This is a genomic window from Microbacterium sp. LWH13-1.2 (assembly GCF_038397735.1).
GTDB lineage: Bacteria > Actinomycetota > Actinomycetes > Actinomycetales > Microbacteriaceae > Microbacterium.
In genome coordinates, this window is sequence record NZ_CP151635.1 from 2,035,654 (window position 1) to 2,053,938 (window position 18,285).

The 18,285-nt window shown below is 67.5% G+C and carries 19 protein-coding genes; 9 read left to right on the top strand and 10 right to left on the bottom strand.

The features are described 5' to 3' along the window. Nucleotides 1-51: 51 nt before the first annotated feature. The 7 genes from MRBLWH13_RS09695 to MRBLWH13_RS09725 form a co-directional block, all read right to left on the bottom strand. On the bottom strand, nucleotides 52-1,344 hold the full coding sequence (locus MRBLWH13_RS09695; protein WP_341954649.1) for a thymidine phosphorylase: 1,293 nt from the start codon (nucleotides 1,342-1,344) through the stop codon (nucleotides 52-54). After that, entirely contained in the window at nucleotides 1,341-1,739 is a 399-nt protein-coding gene (locus MRBLWH13_RS09700; RefSeq protein WP_042536471.1) for a cytidine deaminase, read from the bottom strand. The genes MRBLWH13_RS09695 and MRBLWH13_RS09700 overlap by 4 nt, the downstream gene beginning before the upstream one ends. Nucleotides 1,740-1,746: 7 nt before the next feature. Next, nucleotides 1,747-3,033, bottom strand: a complete 1,287-nt coding sequence (locus MRBLWH13_RS09705; RefSeq protein WP_341954656.1) for an ABC transporter permease — start codon at nucleotides 3,031-3,033, stop codon at nucleotides 1,747-1,749. After that, nucleotides 3,030-4,346, bottom strand: coding sequence for an ABC transporter permease (locus MRBLWH13_RS09710; protein ID WP_341954659.1), 1,317 nt, complete (start codon nucleotides 4,344-4,346; stop codon nucleotides 3,030-3,032). Before MRBLWH13_RS09710 ends, MRBLWH13_RS09705 begins: the two co-directional genes overlap by 4 nt. Further along, nucleotides 4,343-5,857 carry an ABC transporter ATP-binding protein gene (locus tag MRBLWH13_RS09715; RefSeq protein ID WP_341954661.1) on the bottom strand — a complete coding sequence of 505 codons (1,515 nt, stop codon included), beginning with the start codon at nucleotides 5,855-5,857 and terminating at the stop codon, nucleotides 4,343-4,345. Before MRBLWH13_RS09715 ends, MRBLWH13_RS09710 begins: the two co-directional genes overlap by 4 nt. Before the next feature lie 161 nt (nucleotides 5,858-6,018). Then, nucleotides 6,019-7,131, bottom strand: coding sequence for a BMP family ABC transporter substrate-binding protein (locus tag MRBLWH13_RS09720; protein ID WP_341954663.1), 1,113 nt, complete (start codon nucleotides 7,129-7,131; stop codon nucleotides 6,019-6,021). A 148-nt stretch (nucleotides 7,132-7,279) separates the two neighbouring features. Further along, nucleotides 7,280-8,395, bottom strand: a complete 1,116-nt coding sequence (locus tag MRBLWH13_RS09725; protein ID WP_341954666.1) for a mannose-1-phosphate guanylyltransferase — start codon at nucleotides 8,393-8,395, stop codon at nucleotides 7,280-7,282. A 263-nt stretch (nucleotides 8,396-8,658) separates the two neighbouring features. On the opposite strand from MRBLWH13_RS09725, the gene sdhC reads away from it, so the two are divergent. The 6 genes from sdhC (at nucleotide 8,659) to MRBLWH13_RS09755 (ending at nucleotide 14,201) form a co-directional block, all read left to right on the top strand. After that, nucleotides 8,659-9,006 carry a succinate dehydrogenase, cytochrome b556 subunit gene (sdhC, locus tag MRBLWH13_RS09730; protein WP_056312309.1) on the top strand — a complete coding sequence of 116 codons (348 nt, stop codon included), beginning with the start codon at nucleotides 8,659-8,661 and terminating at the stop codon, nucleotides 9,004-9,006. Continuing rightward, the gene (locus MRBLWH13_RS09735; RefSeq protein ID WP_056312310.1) at nucleotides 9,006-9,449 is read left to right on the top strand and encodes a succinate dehydrogenase hydrophobic membrane anchor subunit; all 444 of its coding nucleotides are present in this window, start codon (nucleotides 9,006-9,008) and stop codon (nucleotides 9,447-9,449) included. The genes sdhC and MRBLWH13_RS09735 overlap by 1 nt, the downstream gene beginning before the upstream one ends. Nucleotides 9,450-9,468: 19 nt before the next feature. Beyond that, complete coding sequence (gene sdhA / locus MRBLWH13_RS09740; RefSeq protein WP_341954673.1) at nucleotides 9,469-11,295, top strand: succinate dehydrogenase flavoprotein subunit; 1,827 nt, start codon at nucleotides 9,469-9,471, stop codon at nucleotides 11,293-11,295. 2 nt (nucleotides 11,296-11,297) lie between these two features. Continuing rightward, a complete protein-coding gene (locus MRBLWH13_RS09745; RefSeq protein WP_056513404.1) occupies nucleotides 11,298-12,065 on the top strand; it encodes a succinate dehydrogenase iron-sulfur subunit in 768 nt (255 codons plus the stop codon). A 77-nt stretch (nucleotides 12,066-12,142) separates the two neighbouring features. Beyond that, nucleotides 12,143-13,348 (top strand): YhjD/YihY/BrkB family envelope integrity protein, encoded by a 1,206-nt coding sequence (locus MRBLWH13_RS09750; protein WP_341954678.1) that lies wholly within the window; start codon nucleotides 12,143-12,145, stop codon nucleotides 13,346-13,348. A 10-nt stretch (nucleotides 13,349-13,358) separates the two neighbouring features. Next, on the top strand, nucleotides 13,359-14,201 hold the full coding sequence (locus MRBLWH13_RS09755) for an exodeoxyribonuclease III (protein ID WP_341954680.1): 843 nt from the start codon (nucleotides 13,359-13,361) through the stop codon (nucleotides 14,199-14,201). A 38-nt stretch (nucleotides 14,202-14,239) separates the two neighbouring features. On the opposite strand, the gene MRBLWH13_RS09760 is transcribed toward MRBLWH13_RS09755, so the two are convergent. Beyond that, entirely contained in the window at nucleotides 14,240-14,572 is a 333-nt protein-coding gene (locus MRBLWH13_RS09760; protein WP_341954683.1) for a hypothetical protein, read from the bottom strand. Nucleotides 14,573-14,656: 84 nt separating this feature from the next. On the opposite strand from MRBLWH13_RS09760, the gene trpS reads away from it, so the two are divergent. Both trpS and MRBLWH13_RS09770 read left to right on the top strand, forming a co-directional pair. After that, a complete protein-coding gene (gene trpS, locus MRBLWH13_RS09765; RefSeq protein ID WP_341958280.1) occupies nucleotides 14,657-15,634 on the top strand; it encodes a tryptophan--tRNA ligase in 978 nt (325 codons plus the stop codon). A 24-nt stretch (nucleotides 15,635-15,658) separates the two neighbouring features. Continuing rightward, entirely contained in the window at nucleotides 15,659-16,435 is a 777-nt protein-coding gene (locus MRBLWH13_RS09770) for a hypothetical protein (protein ID WP_341954685.1), read from the top strand. A gap of 36 nt (nucleotides 16,436-16,471) precedes the next feature. On the opposite strand, the gene pth is transcribed toward MRBLWH13_RS09770, so the two are convergent. Both pth and MRBLWH13_RS09780 read right to left on the bottom strand, forming a co-directional pair. After that, nucleotides 16,472-17,053: an aminoacyl-tRNA hydrolase gene (gene pth / locus MRBLWH13_RS09775; RefSeq protein ID WP_341954687.1), complete on the bottom strand. Its 582-nt coding sequence runs from the start codon at nucleotides 17,051-17,053 to the stop codon at nucleotides 16,472-16,474. 120 nt (nucleotides 17,054-17,173) lie between these two features. Further along, nucleotides 17,174-17,782, bottom strand: a complete 609-nt coding sequence (locus MRBLWH13_RS09780) for a 50S ribosomal protein L25/general stress protein Ctc (RefSeq protein ID WP_341954690.1) — start codon at nucleotides 17,780-17,782, stop codon at nucleotides 17,174-17,176. Between the two features lie 222 nt (nucleotides 17,783-18,004). On the opposite strand from MRBLWH13_RS09780, the gene MRBLWH13_RS09785 reads away from it, so the two are divergent. Continuing rightward, nucleotides 18,005-18,130 carry a hypothetical protein gene (locus tag MRBLWH13_RS09785; protein ID WP_256381367.1) on the top strand — a complete coding sequence of 42 codons (126 nt, stop codon included), beginning with the start codon at nucleotides 18,005-18,007 and terminating at the stop codon, nucleotides 18,128-18,130. Nucleotides 18,131-18,285 lie beyond the last annotated feature (155 nt).

The following is an 18,285-nucleotide window of genomic DNA, read 5'->3' on the forward strand; positions in this document are numbered from 1 at the left end:
GAAAATCCTCTCGGTCGCTGATTCGCTCAGTTCAGGCTAGCGGTCAGCGGCTCAGGCCGTGATGCGATCGCGCACGATGTGGCCCGCGGCCGGAGCCTCGTCGCCGATCGCCCAAGAGCCCTCCAGCGCCTCGAGTGCCCGCGGGAACCGCGCCTCGTCGGCAGCGGAGAGCGTGAACAGGGGCTGCCCCGCGACGACGCGGTCGCCGGGCTTCGCGTGCAGATCGATGCCGGCCTCGAAGACCACGGGGTCCTCCGCCCGCGCGCGTCCCGCACCGAGACGCCAGGCGGCGATGCCGAACGGCAACGCGTCCATCTGCGACACGACACCGTCGGACGGAGCCGTGACCACATGGGTCTCCCGGGCGGTCGGCAGCGGGGCATCCGGGTCACCGTCCTGCGCGCGGATCATGGCCTTCCAGCTGTCCATCGCGCGGCCGTCGTCGAGAGCGGCCTCGACATCGGCATCCGGCTGTCCTGCCAGCGAGAGCATCTCGCGAGCCAGGGCGATCGTCAGCTCGCGGACGTCCGAGGGGCCTCCTCCGCCGAGGACCTCGACGGATTCGCGAACCTCGTTCGCGTTGCCGATCGCGAGGCCGAGGGGCACGTTCATGTCGGTGAGCAGCGCGGTCGTGGCGACACCCGAGTCGGTGCCGAGAGCGACCATCGTGCGCGCCAGCTCGCGGGCGCGATCGATGTCCTGCATGAAGGCACCGGAGCCGAACTTCACGTCGAGCACCAGGGCGTCGGTGCCCTCGGCGATCTTCTTGGACATGATGCTCGATGCGATCAGCGGGATCGCCTCGACCGTGCCCGTGACATCGCGCAGCGCGTAGAGCTTCTTGTCGGCGGGCGCGAGGCCGGAGCCCGCGGCGCAGATGACGGCGCCGACGTCGCCCTGCATCTGGGCGAACATCTCCTCGTTGCTGAGCGCGGCGCGCCAGCCGGGGATCGACTCGAGCTTGTCGAGCGTCCCGCCGGTGTGACCGAGGCCGCGACCCGAGAGCTGCGGCACGGCGACGCCGAAGACAGCGACCAGCGGCGCGAGCGGCAGGGTGATCTTGTCGCCGACACCGCCGGTGGAGTGCTTGTCGACGGTCTTCTTGCCGAGCGTCGCGAAGCTCATCCGCTCCCCCGACGCGATCATCGCGTCGGTGAGCACGCGGATCTCATCGCGCTCCATGCCCCGCTGGAACACGGCCATCGCGAACGACGCCATCTGCGCGTCCGACACGTAGCCGCGCGTGTACGCGTCGACCATCCAGCGCAGCGCCTTCTCGGGCACCACGCCTCCGTCGCGCTTGGCACGGATCACATCGACGGCGTCGAAGGGCTCAACGCTCATCGGGCGTCCTCCAGATCTCGGGGGCCGAACGCGTCCGGCAGTACTTCGTCGATGGTCCGGATGCCGGAGACGGTCTCCAGCAGCATTCCCGGCATCGCGTGTTCGTAGAGCAGCTGGCGGCACCGGCCGCACGGCATGATCGTCTGCCCGTCGTTGTTGACGCACACGAAGGCGACGAGCTGGCCGCCGCCCGACATGTGCAGGTCTCCGACGAGCGCGCACTCGGCGCACAGCGTCACGCCGTAGGAGGCGTTCTCGACGTTGCAGCCCGCGACGATGCGCCCGTCTCCGACGAGAGCGGCCGCGCCCACCCGGTAACGGGAGTACGGCGCGTACGCCTTCGTCATGGCGTCGGTCGCCACCTGGCGGAGTTCATCCCAGTCGATGTCTGTCATGTCGCTCCTAGGACTTGATGTACGGCTTGCCGCTGGCGGCGGGTCCGCGGATCTGGCCGGCGAAGCCTGCGACCGCGAGAAGCGTGACGACGTACGGCAGCATCAGCATGAACTCGCCGGGGATCGGCGTCTTCAGGATCGACAGCAGGTTCTGTAGGTTCGTCGCGAAGCCGAACAGCAGAGCGGCGAGCGTCGCGCGGATCGGGTCCCAGCGTCCGAAGATCACCGCGGCGAGGGCGATGAAGCCGAGCCCTGCCGTCATGTCCTTGCCGAACTGCGGCACCGAGACGAGCGTGAAGTACGCTCCTCCGATGCCGGCGATCGCACCCGCGAGGAGCACGTTCCAGAATCGCGTCGCGTTCACCTTGATGCCCACGGTGTCTGCGGCCTGCGGGTGCTCGCCCACGGCACGGACCCGGAGTCCCCACTTCGTGCGGTACAGACCCCAGGCGACGATCGCGACGGTGACGAACATCAGGTAGACGATGAACGTCTGGTTGAACAGCACCGGCCCGATGATCGGGATGTCGCTGAGCAGCGGGATCTCGATGCGGCTGAAGCGCACCGGCGTGTTGAGGGCGGCCTCGTTCGGTGCGAGCAGCGCCCCGTAGAGGAACCCGGTGAGACCGCTGACGAGGACGTTGAGCACCACACCGACGATGACCTGCTCGACGAGGTACTTGATGGCGAATGCCGCGAGCACGGCGGCCACGAGCACGCCGCCGAGCATGGCGCCCAGCAGGCCGATGAAGGGGCTCCCGGTGACACTCGAGAGGAGCGCCGCCGAGAACGCTCCGAGGAGCAGCTGTCCTTCGATCGCGACGTTGACGACACCGGCACGCTCGCCGATGACGCCGCCGAGCGCACCGAACACGAGCGGGACCGAGAGCGAGACCGCTCCGAAGAGCAGGCTGCTGACAGGCACGAGCCCGCCGGCACCGGCCCACACGAGGAACCCGAAGACGGCGAGCACGCTGAACGCGATCACCAACCACATCGACGCCTTGCGATACGCCCAGGCCCGCAGGAACGCGAGAACCGACAGCAGCGCCAGGATCACGATGACGACCCAGCTGGTCGGCCCGGTCGGCAGCGCGACATCGGGCAGCGCGAACGGCGACGACGGGTCGTTGAGCCGGAAGCTGCTGGTGCCGGTGCGCGGCACCAGCAGGAACAGGAGCGCCAGCAGCACGGTCGCTGCGGCGAGGACGATCGGAGCCTTCAGGTGCCGCTCACGCACTGTGGCGAGCTGCACGGTTCCGTCGGCGGCTTCGCTCTGGACGAGGGAGGTCATGCGGTCACCGCCTTCTTCGCTGCCTTGGCTCTCGCCTTGGCCGCCTTCTCGAGGTCGGACTTCGGGAGGAAGAACACCGTGCGCAGCAGCGGCGGCGCGGCGATGAACAGCACGACGAGCGACTGCACGACGAGCACGATGTCGACGGGGATGTCCTGCGCCTGCATCGAGAACGATCCGGCCTTCAGCGCACCGAACAGGATGCCGGCGGCGAAGGTGCCCCAGGCGCGGCTGCGCCCGAGCAGGGCGACGGTGATCGCGTCGAAGCCGATACCGGCGTCGATCGTCTCCGTGATGCCCGTCGTGACCGCACCCTGCACCTGGTTCATGCCGGCGAGACCTGCGAGAGCACCGGCGAGCAGCATGGCGTACACGTAGACGCGCTGCACGCTGATGCCCGCGGCGCGCGCTGCGTGCGGGTTCTCACCCACGGCGCGCATGCGCATGCCGAGCGACGAGCGCTCGATGAGCCACCACACGAACAGGGTCGCGATGATGACGATCACGAATCCGAGGTCGAGCAGGGGGAACTGCGGGCCGAGGAGCGAGGGGAACTGCGCGCTCTCGGGGGTCGCGTATCCGAGCGCCTGGTTCGTGCCCGGCTTCTGCAGCAGCCCGGGGGTGCGGATCATCCACAGGAGCAGGTAGTAGGCGACGTAGTTGAGCATGATCGTGAGGATCACCTCGTGGGCGCCGGTCTTCGCCTTGAGCAGACCGGCGATCGCTCCCCAGAGAGCACCGCCGGCGATGCCGGCGATCAGCGTGACGGGGATGTGCAGCCAGAACGGCAGGTCGAGCTGGAAGGTCAGGAGACCTGCCACGGCGACACCGATCAGCATCTGGCCGCGTGCACCGATGTTGAAGAGGCCGACACGGAACGCGAGTGCCACACCGAGACCGGCGGCGATCAGCGGGGCCGCGAATCCGAGGGTGTTCGTGAGCGGACGGATCTGCGCGGCGAAGTCGGCACCTCGCGCATTGAAGATCGCTCCGCGGAACAGGGCCTCATAGCCGTTGTAGACGGCGTTCCATGCTGCGGCGATCGTGTCGGTCGGACGCGAGAAGAAATACCCGGAGGCCTCGATCACGTCTTCGTTGGTGAAGGCGATCAGGATGCCTCCGACCACGAGCGCGAGGAAGATCGCCAGGATCGTGGTCACCGCACTGCCGCGCAGCATCTCCTTGAGGATCACGTTGCCGCGCGGGGGCGGCGGAGCGTCGACCGGGTCACGCAGCGTCGTCGTCGTGTTCACCGAGAGCTGGTCGCCCGAGTTCCCGTTCGATCCGTCGCCCTGTGGCGTCGTACCGCTCATGCGGCCACCTCTCCCTCGGCGGCGCCCGCCATCATCAGTCCCAGCGTCTCGCGCGGGGTGTCGCCCGGAACGATCCCGACGATCGTGCCTCGGTACATGACCGCGATGCGGTCGGCGAGAGCTGCGACTTCGTCGAGCTCGGTCGAGACCACGACGACGGGGATGCCGGCGTCACGCGTCTCGATGATGCGCTTGTGGATGAACTCGATCGAGCCCACGTCGACTCCGCGGGTCGGCTGCGCCGCGACGAGCAGACGCAGTTCGCGACTCATCTCGCGAGCGATCACGACCTTCTGCTGGTTTCCGCCGGAGAGAGTCCCCGCCGGAGTGTGCGGACCCTGCGCGCGGATGTCGTACTCCTTGATGCGCGCGTGGGCGAACTCCTCGAGCGCTGCGCGGCGCAGAGTGCCGCCGCGGCTGAACTCGGGGTCGCCTGAGCGATCGAGGATGAGGTTCTCGGCGACGGAGAAGGCGGCGACGAGGCCGTCTTCCGTGCGGTCCTCGGGGACGAAGCCGACACCGGCGTCGAGGATCGCTCGCACGCTCTTTCCGACGAGCTGGGTGCCGTCGAGCGAGATGGATCCTTCGACGCGGGCCGCAAGGCCGACGATGGCCTCGACCAGCTCGGTCTGTCCGTTGCCCTGCACGCCGGCGACGGCGAGCACCTCGCCGGGTCGCACGGTGAAGTCGACGTCATCGACGACGATCGCGCCCGCGGCGGTCAGGACCCGCAGGCCCTTCACCTCGAGGCCGCCGTCGCCCAGGCGCGGAGCGTCCTTGTGCACGGTGAGCTCCACCGCACGTCCGACCATGAGCGAGGCCAGCTCGCCGTTCGTCGCGGTGGGCGATGCCTCGCCGACGATGCGGCCGAGGCGAACGATCGTGATGGTGTCCGCGACCTCGCGGACCTCACGCAGTTTGTGGGTGATGAAGACGATCGCGGTGCCCTCGTCGCGGAGCTGGCGCATGATGCCCATCAGCTCGTCCGTCTCCTGAGGGGTGAGCACGGCGGTGGGCTCGTCGAACACGAGCACCTTCGCGTCGCGCGAGAGGGCCTTGATGATCTCGACGCGCTGCTGCACTCCGACAGGCAGGTCGCCGACGATCGCGTCAGGGTCGATGTCGAAGCCGAAGCGCGCGGCGACGGAGCGCACGTGCTCACGCGCCTTCGCGATGTCGAGGGTGCCGACGCCCTTCGTCTGCTCGTGACCGAGCATGACGTTCTCGGCCACCGTGAACACGGGGACCAGCATGAAGTGCTGGTGCACCATGCCGATGCCGGCGTTCATGGCGTCGCCCGGGCCACGGAACCGCTGGACGACGTCGTCCAGGAGGATCTCTCCCTCGTCGGCCTGGTACAGCCCGTAGAGGACGTTCATCAGGGTCGACTTGCCTGCACCGTTCTCACCGAGCAGCGCATGGATCTGCCCCGGCTCGACGATCAGGTCGATGTGGTCGTTGGCCACCAGGGTTCCGAACCGCTTGGTGATTCCGCGGAGTTCGAGCTTCATATCTGCACCTTATCCAGAAGTGTCATCCAGAAGAGTCTGAAGAATCTGCGGCGCATCCCCCGGGGATCGCCCGGGTGCGCCGTGAACAGTCATCGTCGTCCGTCCACGGCGCGGGGCGAGTGGCCGCTTGCACCACTCGCCCCGCGCTGGAACTCGATGATTTACGGGGAGTTCGGGGACTCCACCGTGATGTCGCCGTCGATGATCTGCTTCTGCAGAGCGGCGATCTCGTCGAGAAGGCCGTCGGGCAGGTCGCCCTCGAACGAGCCGAAGCCCGAGAGCTTCACGCCCTCGTTCTCGAGGGTGCCGACGTACGGAGCCGGGTCGAAGTCGCCCTTCGAGGCTGCGATCGTCGCATCCTGGACTGCGACATCGATCGCCTTCATGATCGAGAAGAGCGTGACGTCGGCCACGGACTCGTCAGCGACGGCGAGGTCGCTGTCGACGCCGATGAGCAGCGTGTCCTTGCCGCTGTCGGCGATCGCCGCAGCCGCGCTCTGGTAGACGGGACCGCCGACCGGGAGGATGACGTCGACGCCCTGGTCGAGCACGCCCTGAGCCGTCTGCTTGGCCGTGTCGTTCGCGTCGAAGCCGCCGGTGAAGGAGCCCTTCTGCGTGGCGGTGTCCCAGCCGAAGACCTCGACCGCACCCGACTTGTCCTCGTTGTACTTCTCGACACCGAGCTGGAAGCCGTCCATGAACACGGCGACCGACGGGATCTGCATTCCGCCGAAGGTGCCGACCTTGTTCACGCCTGCGGCCGACGACCAGCTCGCGGCGGCGTAGCCACCGAGGTAGGCGGCCTGAGCGGTGTCGAAGACGAGCGGCTTGATGTTCGGGGCATCGGTGGTGCCGTCGAAGTCGTTGTCCGCGTAGTCGTCGATGATCGCGTAGTTGATCTCGGGGTTGGCGAGTGCCGACTCGACGGTCGCGGCCGAGAGCTTGAACCCGACCGAGACGATCAGGGAGCAGCCCTCCGAGACCGCGGTCTCGAGGTTCGGCGCGTAGTCGTTGTCATTGGCCGACTCGAACTCGAGCGGCTTCACGCCGAGCTCGTCAGCGGCGGCGTCCATGCCCTCCTTGGCGGACTGGTTGAACGACTTGTCGTTCCAACCGCCGGCGTCGGAGACGAGGCAGGGGAGGAAGTCGGATGCTGCATCCCCGCCCCCGTTGCCGCCCGATTCGGTCGGAGCCTGGCCACAGCCGGCGAGTGCGAAGACGACGCCCGCGGCGATGGTCGCGCCGAGCAGCTTCTTGGTGGTGGAGATGGTCAACTCATGCCTCCCTCAACGATCCCGCGGCCCTCGCGGATCGCTCAAAGTTACCTACTGTTTCGACTTTTGTGCATGCCAGCACCCGAGCGGCAATCGAATGGTTACAAAGCTGAAACCAAGACAGCCGATGAGCGGCGGTCGCTGCTCATCAGAGCACGTCGCCCCGCCCGGTGAGCTTGAGCGACTCCACGACGCCCTTCACCCGCTGCGCGTGCTGCACGGTGGTGACCAGCAGAGCGTCCGGGGTGTCGACGACGACGATGTCCTGCACACCGATGAGGCTGATCACGCGGGACGTCTGACTGACCAGGATGCCGCTGGCGGCATCCGAGAGCACGCGGGCTTTCGGACCGAGCACCGCGAGGTCGTTCTTGCGGCCGTTGTTGATGAGCTTCGTGAGCGAGGCGAAGTCCCCCACGTCGTCCCAGTCGAAGTGGCCGGGCACGACGGCGAGGCGCCCTCGGCGCGCAGCGGGCTCGGCCACCGCGTAGTCGATCGCGATCTTCTTGAGTCCTGGCCAGATCCGGTCCACCGCCGGGCCGCGCCGCTCACGGTCGTCCCACGCCTCGGCGAGTTCCAGGAGCCCTGCATGCAGGGCGGGCTCGTTCGCGGCGAGTTCGTCGAGGAGCACGCTCGCCTTGGCGATGAACATGCCGGCGTTCCAGAGATAGTCGCGGTCGGCGAGATAGGCCTGGGCGGTCTCGAGGTCGGGCTTCTCCACGAAGCTCTCGACGAGGGCGGCCTCGCGGGCTCCGTCGACGACGAGTTCCGGCCCCTTCTTGATGTAGCCGAAGCCGGTCGCGGGCTCGGTGGGAGAGATGCCGATCGTGCAGATGTACCCTTCACGGGCGACCTCGACCGCGTCGCGGACGGCGAACTCGAACACGCGGGTGCTGCGGATGACGTGGTCGGCGCTGAACGAGCCGATGATCACGTCGGGGTCACGACGATGCAGGACCGCCGCCGCGAGTCCGATGGCCGCCGCGGACTCGCGGGGCTCCGACTCGAGGAAGACGTTCAGATCCGCGATGCCGGGCAGCTCGGCCTCCACCGCGGCCCGGTGGGCCCGTCCGGTGACCACGGCGATGCGGTCGTGCCCGGCGAGCGGCTCGAGCCTGTCCCACGTGTCGCGGAGCAGCGAATGCCCGGAACCCGTGAGATCGTGCAGGAACTTCGGGGCGTCGGCACGGGACAGAGGCCACAGACGGCTGCCGATGCCGCCGGCGGGGATCACTGCGTAGAAGTCCTTGATGGGTTGGCTCACCCTGTCAGAGTATCCCGACGGAACATCTCGACATCGAGATACTTAGGCTCCCCTTCGTCGCCCACGGGCGCCACACGGGAATAGGATGGTGTCCGATCGGCCGTGCCTGGCAGCAGGCTCATGCTTGGACCACGCATCGCACGCGACCGAGTCACATCGATCCAGGGAGGACGACCGTGTCCACAAGCGCTCGCTTGACACCGTCGATTTCGGAAACCACTTCCAAGACACCTCGAGGCACCCTCTACCGGGGTCGCGAAGGCATGTGGTCGTGGGTGCTTCATCGCATCACCGGAGTCGCCATCTTCTTCTTCCTGTTGGTGCATGTGCTCGACACTGCACTCATCAGGGTGTCCCCCGAGGCGTACAACGCCGTCATCGGCACCTACAAGAACCCGATCATGGCCCTCGGCGAGGTCGTGCTGGTCGCCGGCATCGTGTTCCATGCGATGAACGGCCTCCGCATCATCGCCGTCGACTTCTGGTCGAAGGGCGCCAAGTACCAGCGCCAGCTGTTCTGGGGTGTGCTCGCGGTGTGGGTCGTGATCATGGCCGGCTTCGTGCCGCGTCACCTCGCACTCGCGTTCGCCGGATTCGGAGGAGGACACTGATGACCGCTCAGACTGTCGCCGCTCCCGTCCGCCGTCAGCGCGGATTCAACCTCGAGAAGTGGGGCTGGCTCTTCATGCGCGGCTCCGGCGTCGTCCTGGTCGTGCTCATCTTCGGCCACCTGTTCATCAACCTGATGGTCGGAGAGGGCATCCACGCCCTCGACTTCGCGTTCATCGCGGGCAAGTTCGCCACGCCGTTCTGGCAGTGGTGGGACGTCATCATGCTCTGGCTGGCCCTGATCCACGGCGCCAACGGCATGCGGACGATCGTCAATGACTACGTCACGAACAACACCGCTCGCAAGGCTCTGACGTGGGCCCTGGGCCTCGCAGCCGCCCTGCTCATCATCCTCGGCACCCTGGTCGTCTTCACCTTCGACCCGTGCCTCGGCGTGACCGAGACGAGCACGCTGTGGGAACAGTGCCAGACGCTGGGCAAGTAGAAGAGAAGGCATACGAGAAGTGACTACCGAGACCCAGGATTCCGTCGTGCGCGACGGTGTGCATTATCACCAGTTCGACATCGTCATCGTGGGCGCCGGCGGCGCCGGCATGCGCGCGGCGATCGAGGCCGGCCCCGGCGCGAAGACCGCGGTGATCTCCAAGCTGTACCCGACGCGTTCGCACACCGGTGCGGCGCAGGGCGGCATGGCGGCTGCGCTCGCGAACGTCGAGGAGGACAGCTGGGAGTGGCACACCTTCGACACCGTCAAGGGCGGCGACTACCTCGTCGACCAGGACGCTGCGGAGATCCTCGCGAAGGAAGCGATCGACGCGGTCATCGACCTCGAGAACATGGGTCTGCCGTTCAACCGCACGCCCGAGGGCAAGATCGACCAGCGCCGCTTCGGCGGTCACACCGCCCAGCACGGCAAGACCCCGGTCCGCCGCGCCTGCTACGCGGCCGACCGCACCGGTCACATGATCCTGCAGACGCTGTTCCAGAACTGCGTCAAGCTCGGCATCAACTTCTTCAACGAGTTCTACGTGCTCGACCTGCTCACGGTGAAGGACGCCGACGGAAAGACCCAGGTCTCGGGCGTCGTCGCCTACGACCTCTCGACCGGCGAGCTGCACGTCTTCCAGGCCAAGGCCGTCATCTTCGCGACCGGCGGTTTCGGAAAGATCTTCAAGACGACCTCGAACGCCCACACCCTCACCGGTGACGGCGTCGGCATCGTCTGGCGCAAGGGCCTCCCCCTCGAGGACCTCGAGTTCTTCCAGTTCCATCCCACCGGACTCGCCGGCCTCGGCATCCTCCTCACGGAGGGCGCGCGAGGAGAGGGCGCGATCCTGCGCAACGCCTCGGGCGAGCGCTTCATGGAGCGCTACGCCCCGACCATCAAGGACCTCGCTCCCCGTGACATCGTCGCGCGCTGCATGGTCCAGGAGGTCGCGGAGGGTCGCGGCGCAGGCCCCCACAAGGATTACGTGCTGCTGGACTGCACGCACCTGGGCGCCGAGGTCCTCGAGACCAAGCTGCCCGACATCACCGAGTTCGCCCGCACCTACCTGGGCGTCGACCCGGTCGTCGAGCCCGTGCCGGTCATGCCCACCGCGCACTACGCCATGGGCGGCATCCCGACCAACAACAACGGCGAGGTCCTCGCCGACAACGACACCGTCGTCCCCGGCCTGTACGCCGCGGGCGAGTGCGCCTGCGTCTCGGTGCACGGCGCCAACCGCCTCGGCACCAACTCGCTGCTCGACATCAACGTGTTCGGCAAGCGCTCGGGTCGCAACGCGGTCGAGTACGTCAAGACCGCCGAGTTCGTGCCGCTCCCGGAGAACCCGGCCGCCTTCGTGTCCGACATGCTCGAGGGTCTGCGCAACAACCAGGGCACCGAGCGCATCGCGGTGCTCCGCAAGGCGCTGCAGGACGAGATGGACAAGGGCGCGCAGGTGTTCCGCACGCACGACTCCCTCCAGCACGTGCTCGGCGTCATCGCCGAGCTGCGCGAGCGCTACAAGAACGTGCATGTAGACGACAAGGGCAAGCGGTTCAACACCGACCTGCTCGAGGCCGTCGAGCTGGGCTTCCTCCTCGACATCGCCGAGGTCGTCGTCTACGCCGCGCAGAACCGCGAGGAGAGCCGTGGCGGCCACATGCGCGACGACTTCCCGACGCGCGACGACGAGAAGTACATGAAGCACACGATGGCCTACCTGACGGGCGATCCGCACTCCTCCACCCCGAGCGACCACATCAAGCTCGACTGGAAGCCCGTCGTCTTCACCAAGAACGACCAGGGCGAATTGAACTACCCGCCGATGGAGAGGAAGTACTGAGCATGTCCAACGCCATCGCTGAAGCTCCCGCTGACACGACCGAAGAGACCGGTATCCAGTCCTTCATCGTCACGTTCAACATCCGCCGGTTCGACCCCGAGGTCGACGCCGAGCCGCACTGGGTCGACTACGACGTGGAGCTCTACTCGACCGACCGCGTGCTCGACGCGCTGCACAAGATCAAGTGGGAGGTCGACGGCTCGCTCACGTTCCGCCGCTCCTGCGCCCACGGCATCTGCGGCTCCGACGCCATGCGCATCAACGGACGCAACCGCCTCGCCTGCAAGACGCTGATCAAGGACCTCGACATCTCGAAGCCGATCTACGTCGAGGCGATCAAGGGTCTGCCCCTCGAGAAGGACCTCGTCGTCGACATGGAACCGTTCTTCGCCTCCTACCGCGAAGTGCAGCCCTTCCTCGTCGCCAACTCGGTGCCCGAGAAGGGCAAGGAGCGCGTGCAGACGATCGCCGATCGCGAGATCTTCGACGACACGACCAAGTGCATCCTGTGCGCCGCGTGCACGTCGTCGTGCCCCGTCTTCTGGACCGACGGCCAGTACTTCGGCCCGGCCGCGATCGTGAACGCGCACCGCTTCATCTTCGACTCGCGTGACGACAACGCCGCTGTACGCCTCGACATCCTCAACGACAAGGAGGGAGTGTGGCGCTGCCGCACGACCTTCAACTGCTCCGAGGCGTGCCCCCGTGGCATCGAGGTCACCAAGGCCATCGCCGAGGTCAAGCAGGCCGTGCTGCGCGGGCGTCCCTGACCTCCGCGCACTGACGACGACGGGCGGGCTCCTTCACGGGAGCCCGCCCGTTCTCGTCAGGTGGATAGGGTGAGGATGTGTCTGATCCCGCTGGTGCTGAGAGCGAGCCCCGCCGCCTCGACGCGGCCGTCGAACGGGCCACCGCGCTGACGCAGCGCACACTCGGGCTGTTCCCCGTGCGGGTCTGGCGGCATTTCTTGCAGCACAACGGCTTCCTGCTCGCTGCGGGTGTGAGCTATCAGGCCCTCTTCGCGATCTTCGCGGCGATCTATCTCGCCTTCGCGATCGCGGGCCTCTGGCTCGGCGGCAGCAGCGAAGCGGTCGACGGCATGATCGACATCATCAACAGCTACATCCCGAATCTGATCCAGGACGAGGGCGGGGTGTTCACCCCGCAGCAGGTGCAGGAGATCGCGGTCAGCACGACCGGGCTCCTGAGCATCACCGGTCTGATCGCGCTCGGAACAGTGATCTGGACGGCCATCGGCTGGGTCACGTTCTCGCGCCGCGCGACGCGTGACATCTTCGGCCTGCCGCCCGACCGTCGCAGCTACGTCATCCTGAAGGCGCGGGACCTGCTGGCCGCGCTGATCTTCGGGGCCTCACTTCTCGCGGGCTCGCTGCTCAGCTCCGCCAGCGCGGTCGCACTGAGCTGGATCCTCAGCCTCCTCGGCTGGGGTGCGGCCCTCGACGGCCTGACCAGCATCCGCATCGGGACCGTGCTGGTGTCGTTCGCGCTGCTGTCGGGCGCACTCGCGGCGATGGTCCGCTTCCTCACAGGCACGTCTCTGCACTGGGGCACGATCTGGCCCGGCGCCCTCCTCGGGGGCGGGGCGATGACGATCCTCCAGTTCGGCGCGGGGTTCCTGCTGAGCTACACCCCGTCGAATCCGCTGCTCGCCACATTCGCGATCTTCATCGGCCTTCTGCTGTGGTTCCGGGTCAACGGCGTGGTGATGCTGGTGGCGTCGTCGTGGATCGCGGTCAGCGCGCAGGACAGGGACCTCCCGCTGCTGTCCCAGACCGAGGCGGAGCGACGGCTGGCGGAGTATCAGACGCTGCTGGAGGCAGCACGGATCCGGGTGCGCGAGGCGCAGGCCGATCGCGACGAGGCACCCTGGTACCGCTCGTGGCAGAGCGAACGCGCCCTGCGTGCGGCCGAAAGGGAACTCGAGTCCCTCAAGGCCTCCGCTCCCCCTCCCGTCGACGAGAGCGCCCCCTTCGCCCAGCGTCTCCTCGCGGAGCTGCAGCGTCCGTCCAAGGATGTCGGCGGCCCTCGTTAGGCTGGTGAGCATGCCTCATCTGCGTATCGCCTCGGTCAATGTCAACGGAATCCGAGCGGCGGCTCGCAACGGCATGAGCGGCTGGCTCGATGCGGCCGATGTCGACATCCTGACCCTGCAGGAGGTCCGCGGGCAGGACGAGCACCTCGAGGCCGCCCTCCCCGGCTGGACGTTCGTGCACGACGAGGCGACGGCGAAGGGCCGCGCCGGTGTGGCGATCGCGAGCCGCGTCCCGGCGCTCGCCTCCCGTACCGACTTCGGCGACGTCGACTTCGACTCGAAGGGCCGGTGGATCGAGGCCGACTTCCAGATCGGCGATCGCCCGCTCACCGTGGTCAGCGCCTACGTGCACAGCGGCGAGGCCGACACTCCGAAGCAGGAGGAGAAGTGGAAGTTCCTCGATGCTTTCGGCATCCGGCTCGCAGAGCTCGGCCAGGCTGACGACGCGCTCGCCCTCGTCACCGGCGATCTGAACGTCGGGCACCGCGAGCTCGACATCAAGAACTGGCGCGGCAATCGCAAGAAGGCCGGATTCCTGCCCCGCGAACGCGCCTACTTCGACCGGTTCCTCGGTGCGGCAGGAGAGGCCGTCGAGGGAGTCGACGGATCCACCGGCACCGGACTCGGCTGGATCGACGTCGGACGCGCCTTCCACGGCGACGTCGAGGGGCCGTACACCTGGTGGTCGATGCGCGGCCAGGCTTTCGACAACGACTCCGGGTGGCGGATCGATTACCACCTTGCGACCCCGGCGCTCGCAGAGCGTGCGACCGCCTATCACGTCGCTCGCGCGGCCGCGTACGACCAGCGGTGGAGCGACCACGCGCCGGTCGTGGTCGACTACACCTACTGACGACCTGCACGGCGAATGTCTGCGACTTCGGGCGGAGATCAGGCCGTGACCAGAGCGACGATCAACCCGGCCGCGACCGCGAGGTAACAGAGCATGCTCCACAGATAGGCCGCTCCGCGGTGCGCGCGAGGGAAGACGAGCGGAACCGCGATCGCGACGAGGATCCCGGTGACGAGCGCGAGGAATGTGCCGAAGATCATCCCGTAGCCGTGCGGGTCTCCGCTCGTCCACCCGAACCGGCTGCTCAGCGCCATCCACGCGAGCAGCACGAAGGGTCCGCCGAACAGCACCGTGAGCACCACGCCGATGATGCGGGAGAGGACATCCCGACGGTCCCCGGGGACGCCGGCGGGTTCAGGAGCGGTCGTCATGAGGCGAGTCTCCCCCGCGGGCTCGCGCATCACCACCACCCCCATAGGATTGATACCGTGACGAAACCTCGCCTCTACTCAGGAATGCAGCCCTCCGCCGACTCTCTGCAGATCGGCAACTACATCGGGGCGCTCCTGCAGTGGCGAGACCTGCAGAGCTCCTACGACGCGTATTTCTCCGTGGTCGACCTGCATGCGCTGACCGTCGCGCAGGACCCGGCGGAGCTTCGCGAGAAGACCCGCCGCACCGCCGCGCAGTACATCGCCGCGGGCATCGAGCCGTCCCTGTCGACGCTCTACGTGCAGTCGCACGTGCGCGCCCACGCCGAGCTCGCCTGGATCCTCTCCACGATCACCGGGTTCGGCGAGGCCGGACGGATGACGCAGTTCAAGGACAAGTCCGCCCGCTACGGCGCCGACGCCACGAGCGTCGGCCTGTTCACGTACCCCGTCCTGATGGCTGCCGACATCCTGCTCTACCAGACCGATGTGGTGCCCGTCGGCGACGACCAGAAGCAGCATGTCGAACTCACCCGTGATCTCGCCGAACGGTTCAACTCGCGCTTCGGCGAGACGTTCGTCGTGCCGCGACCGGTGATCCAGAAGGACACGGCGCGCATCTACGATCTGCAGAATCCGACCTCGAAGATGTCGAAGTCCGCCGAGAGCGACGCGGGCGTGCTCTGGATGCTCGACGACCCGGCGAAGTCGGCCAAGAAGATCATGCGTGCCGTCACCGACAACGAGGGCTCCGTGCGCTTCGACCGCGAGAACAAGCCCGGTGTCTCGAATCTGCTCACGATCTACGCCGCCCTGTCGGGTCGCCAGGTGCCGGCCATCGAAGACGAGTACGCAGGTCGCGGATACGGAGACTTCAAGAAGGGGCTCGCCGAGGTCGTGGTGAACGAGTTCGAGCCGGTCCGCGCCCGCGCACTCGAGCTCCTCGACGATCCCGCTGAACTCGATCGGATCCTCGCGGCGAATGCCGCCAGGGCCGACGCGGTCGCCGACGCGACTCTCGCCGCCGTGTACGACCGCGTCGGTCTGCTTCGTCGCATCTGACACGACCGGCCATAGGATGGGGGCGTGACTGATCCGCAGCTGCCCCCGTCCGGTGCCGTTCCTCCCGTGCCACCGGCACCCCAGCCCGCTGCGCCCCAGCCCGCTGACCAGCAGCCACCTGTCGCGCCTCCCGCATACGCTCCTGCGCCGCCCGCTCCTCCGGCTCCGCCCGCCTATCAGGCGGCTCCGCCGGCGTACCAGCCCGCACCCCCGGCGGCCCCGTACGCGCAGCCCGAGCCCGCTTTCCCGGCCCCGCCCGCACCGGCGTATCCCGCACCGGCGGGGAGCCCGATGTACCCCGCTTCAGCTCCCGCAGCCCAGCCCGGCGTTCCCCCCTACCAGGCCGCCCCTCCCGGCGCATATCAGGTGCCCGTCGGAGGTTATGCGGCCCCAGAGGGTGCGTACCAGGCGCCGTCGATGGAGCCGAAGAAGTCCGGCCTCCTCGGCCTTCTCGCATTGATCTTCGCGATCGTCGCCGCTGTCGTCACTCCGATCGTCGCCGGAATCGCGGGGTTCGAGATCGGACGCCGGATCCCCGGCGGACTCGATACGACGGATCCCGACTTCCTCTCGATCCTCTCCCCCGCACGCGATCAGGTGCTGTGGGCCGAGCTCTCGTTCTGGACGGGCACCATCCTCGGCATCGCCGCGATCGTGATCGGCATCCTCGCCATCCGCAAGAAGCAGGCGCGGGGCGCCGGCATCGGCGCGCTGGTCGTCGCCGTGCTCGGACCCATCATCTTCTGGGTCGTGCTCTTCGTCGCCGTCTCCACCGGCACCGCGGCGGGCTTCCTCCCCTGAGATGTCGCGATCAGGTCGGCGTGCATCGACCGGCTGTCAGCGTGGAGCGTGATGCTTCTGCTGCGCGGCCAGCAGCCCCTCAGCGACGAGGAGCTCGACGGCGTCAGCCCCGTCGGACACGAGGATAGGCAGGTTCGCGCGTTCATCCTTGCCGAACGGTGAGAGCACCCAGTCCGCGGGATCCTGTCGACCCACCGGTCGACCGATGCCGACGCGCACCCGGGGGAACTCCGGGGTGGTGATGGCGCGAGCGATATCGCGCACCCCATTGTGCCCACCGTGGCCGCCGCCGATCTTGAGCTTGACGGTGTCGAAGGGGATGTCGAGTTCGTCGTGGACGACGATGATCTGCTCGGCCGGCACGGAGTAGAACCGCGCCAGAGCGGCGACCGGCGTGCCCGAGACGTTCATGAAGGTGTTGGGCTTGGCCAGCACGAGCTTGTCGCCACCGGGGCGCAGCCAGGTCTCGACGACACGCGCGCCGCCCTTGTGCTCACGGAAGCTCTCGCCCCGTCGCGCAGCCAGCTCATCGACCACCATCTGGCCGATGTTGTGCCTCGTCGCCTCATATCGCGGGCCGGGGTTGCCGAGCCCCACCACGAGCCAGGTGGATGCCATGTCCTCGTCCTCTCGGATGCGGGCGCCGTGCGGTTCCCGGGTCAGAATACGACAGAGGGGGCGCGATCTGCTCGCGCCCCCTCTGTGATGCAGTCAGCGGTGAAGCTGCGCCTGCGGAGATCACTCCGCGGCGGGCGCCTCCTCGGCGGCAGCCTCGTCGGCTCCGGCCTCGTCCTCTTCGAGCGACTCCTCCGCCGGGATCGAGATCGCGACGACCAGGACCTCGGGGTCGGTCAGCAGCGTCGAGCCCTTGGGGAGCTTGACGTCGGCGGCGGTGATGTGAGCACCGTCTTCGAGACCGTCGACAGAGACCTCGACGTTCTGCGGGAGGTGCGTGGCCTCGGCCTCGATCGACAGGGTGTTCGCGTCCTGGTTGACGATCGTGCCGGGAGCCGACTCGCCGGTCACGATGACGGGAAGGTCGATCGCGACCTTCTCGCCCTTCTTCACGACGAGCAGGTCGATGTGCTCGATGATCTGGTGCACGGGGTCCTTCTGGACGTCCTTGACCAGGGCGAGCTGAGGCGTGCCCTCGATGTCGAGCTCGAGCAGCGCGTTGGCGCGGCGGATGATGAGCGAGACCTGGTGGCCCGGCAGCGCGACGTGCACGGGGTCGGTGCCGTGACCGTAGATGACGGCGGGGATCTTGCCTGCGGCGCGCAGACGACGGGCGAAGCCCTTGCCGAAGCTCTCGCGGAGCTCGGCCTTGACCTTGGTGTCTTCAGACATGGGGTTCTCCTTCGGGGCACGCAGCGACAGCTACGCGGTGGTCTTGGAATTGTTCTCGAACGCAGACACGTGAGGAAAGCCACCGGCTTGCTTCGCCGCGTCGATAACGGATGCCAGCGCACGCGCAGAAGCATCCCTCGCCGAGGTACTCCTCCGATGGTACCAAACGAGCCGGTAGGCTGAGGACACCGATCCCTCTCTGCAGAACACGGAGTTCTTCTCATGCTCGACGGCGTCTTCTTCTCCCACGCGATCGCCTGGCTCATCGGCGCCATGACCGTGTGCGCTGCCGGCTTCACGTTCGCCGCGCTCTTCTCTCTCGGCCGCTCGGGCTACCGCAAGGACTGATCTCCCCCACTCGGACGGTCACCGCGCGCTCGCGAGAGACGCATTCCGGCGACACACGGGAGAAGCACCCCTGACGTCGCGATAATCTGGATGCATCCCTTTCTTCTCGATCTAGGAGCCATCTGTGCCCGAAGCATCAGCGAACATCGGAGTCG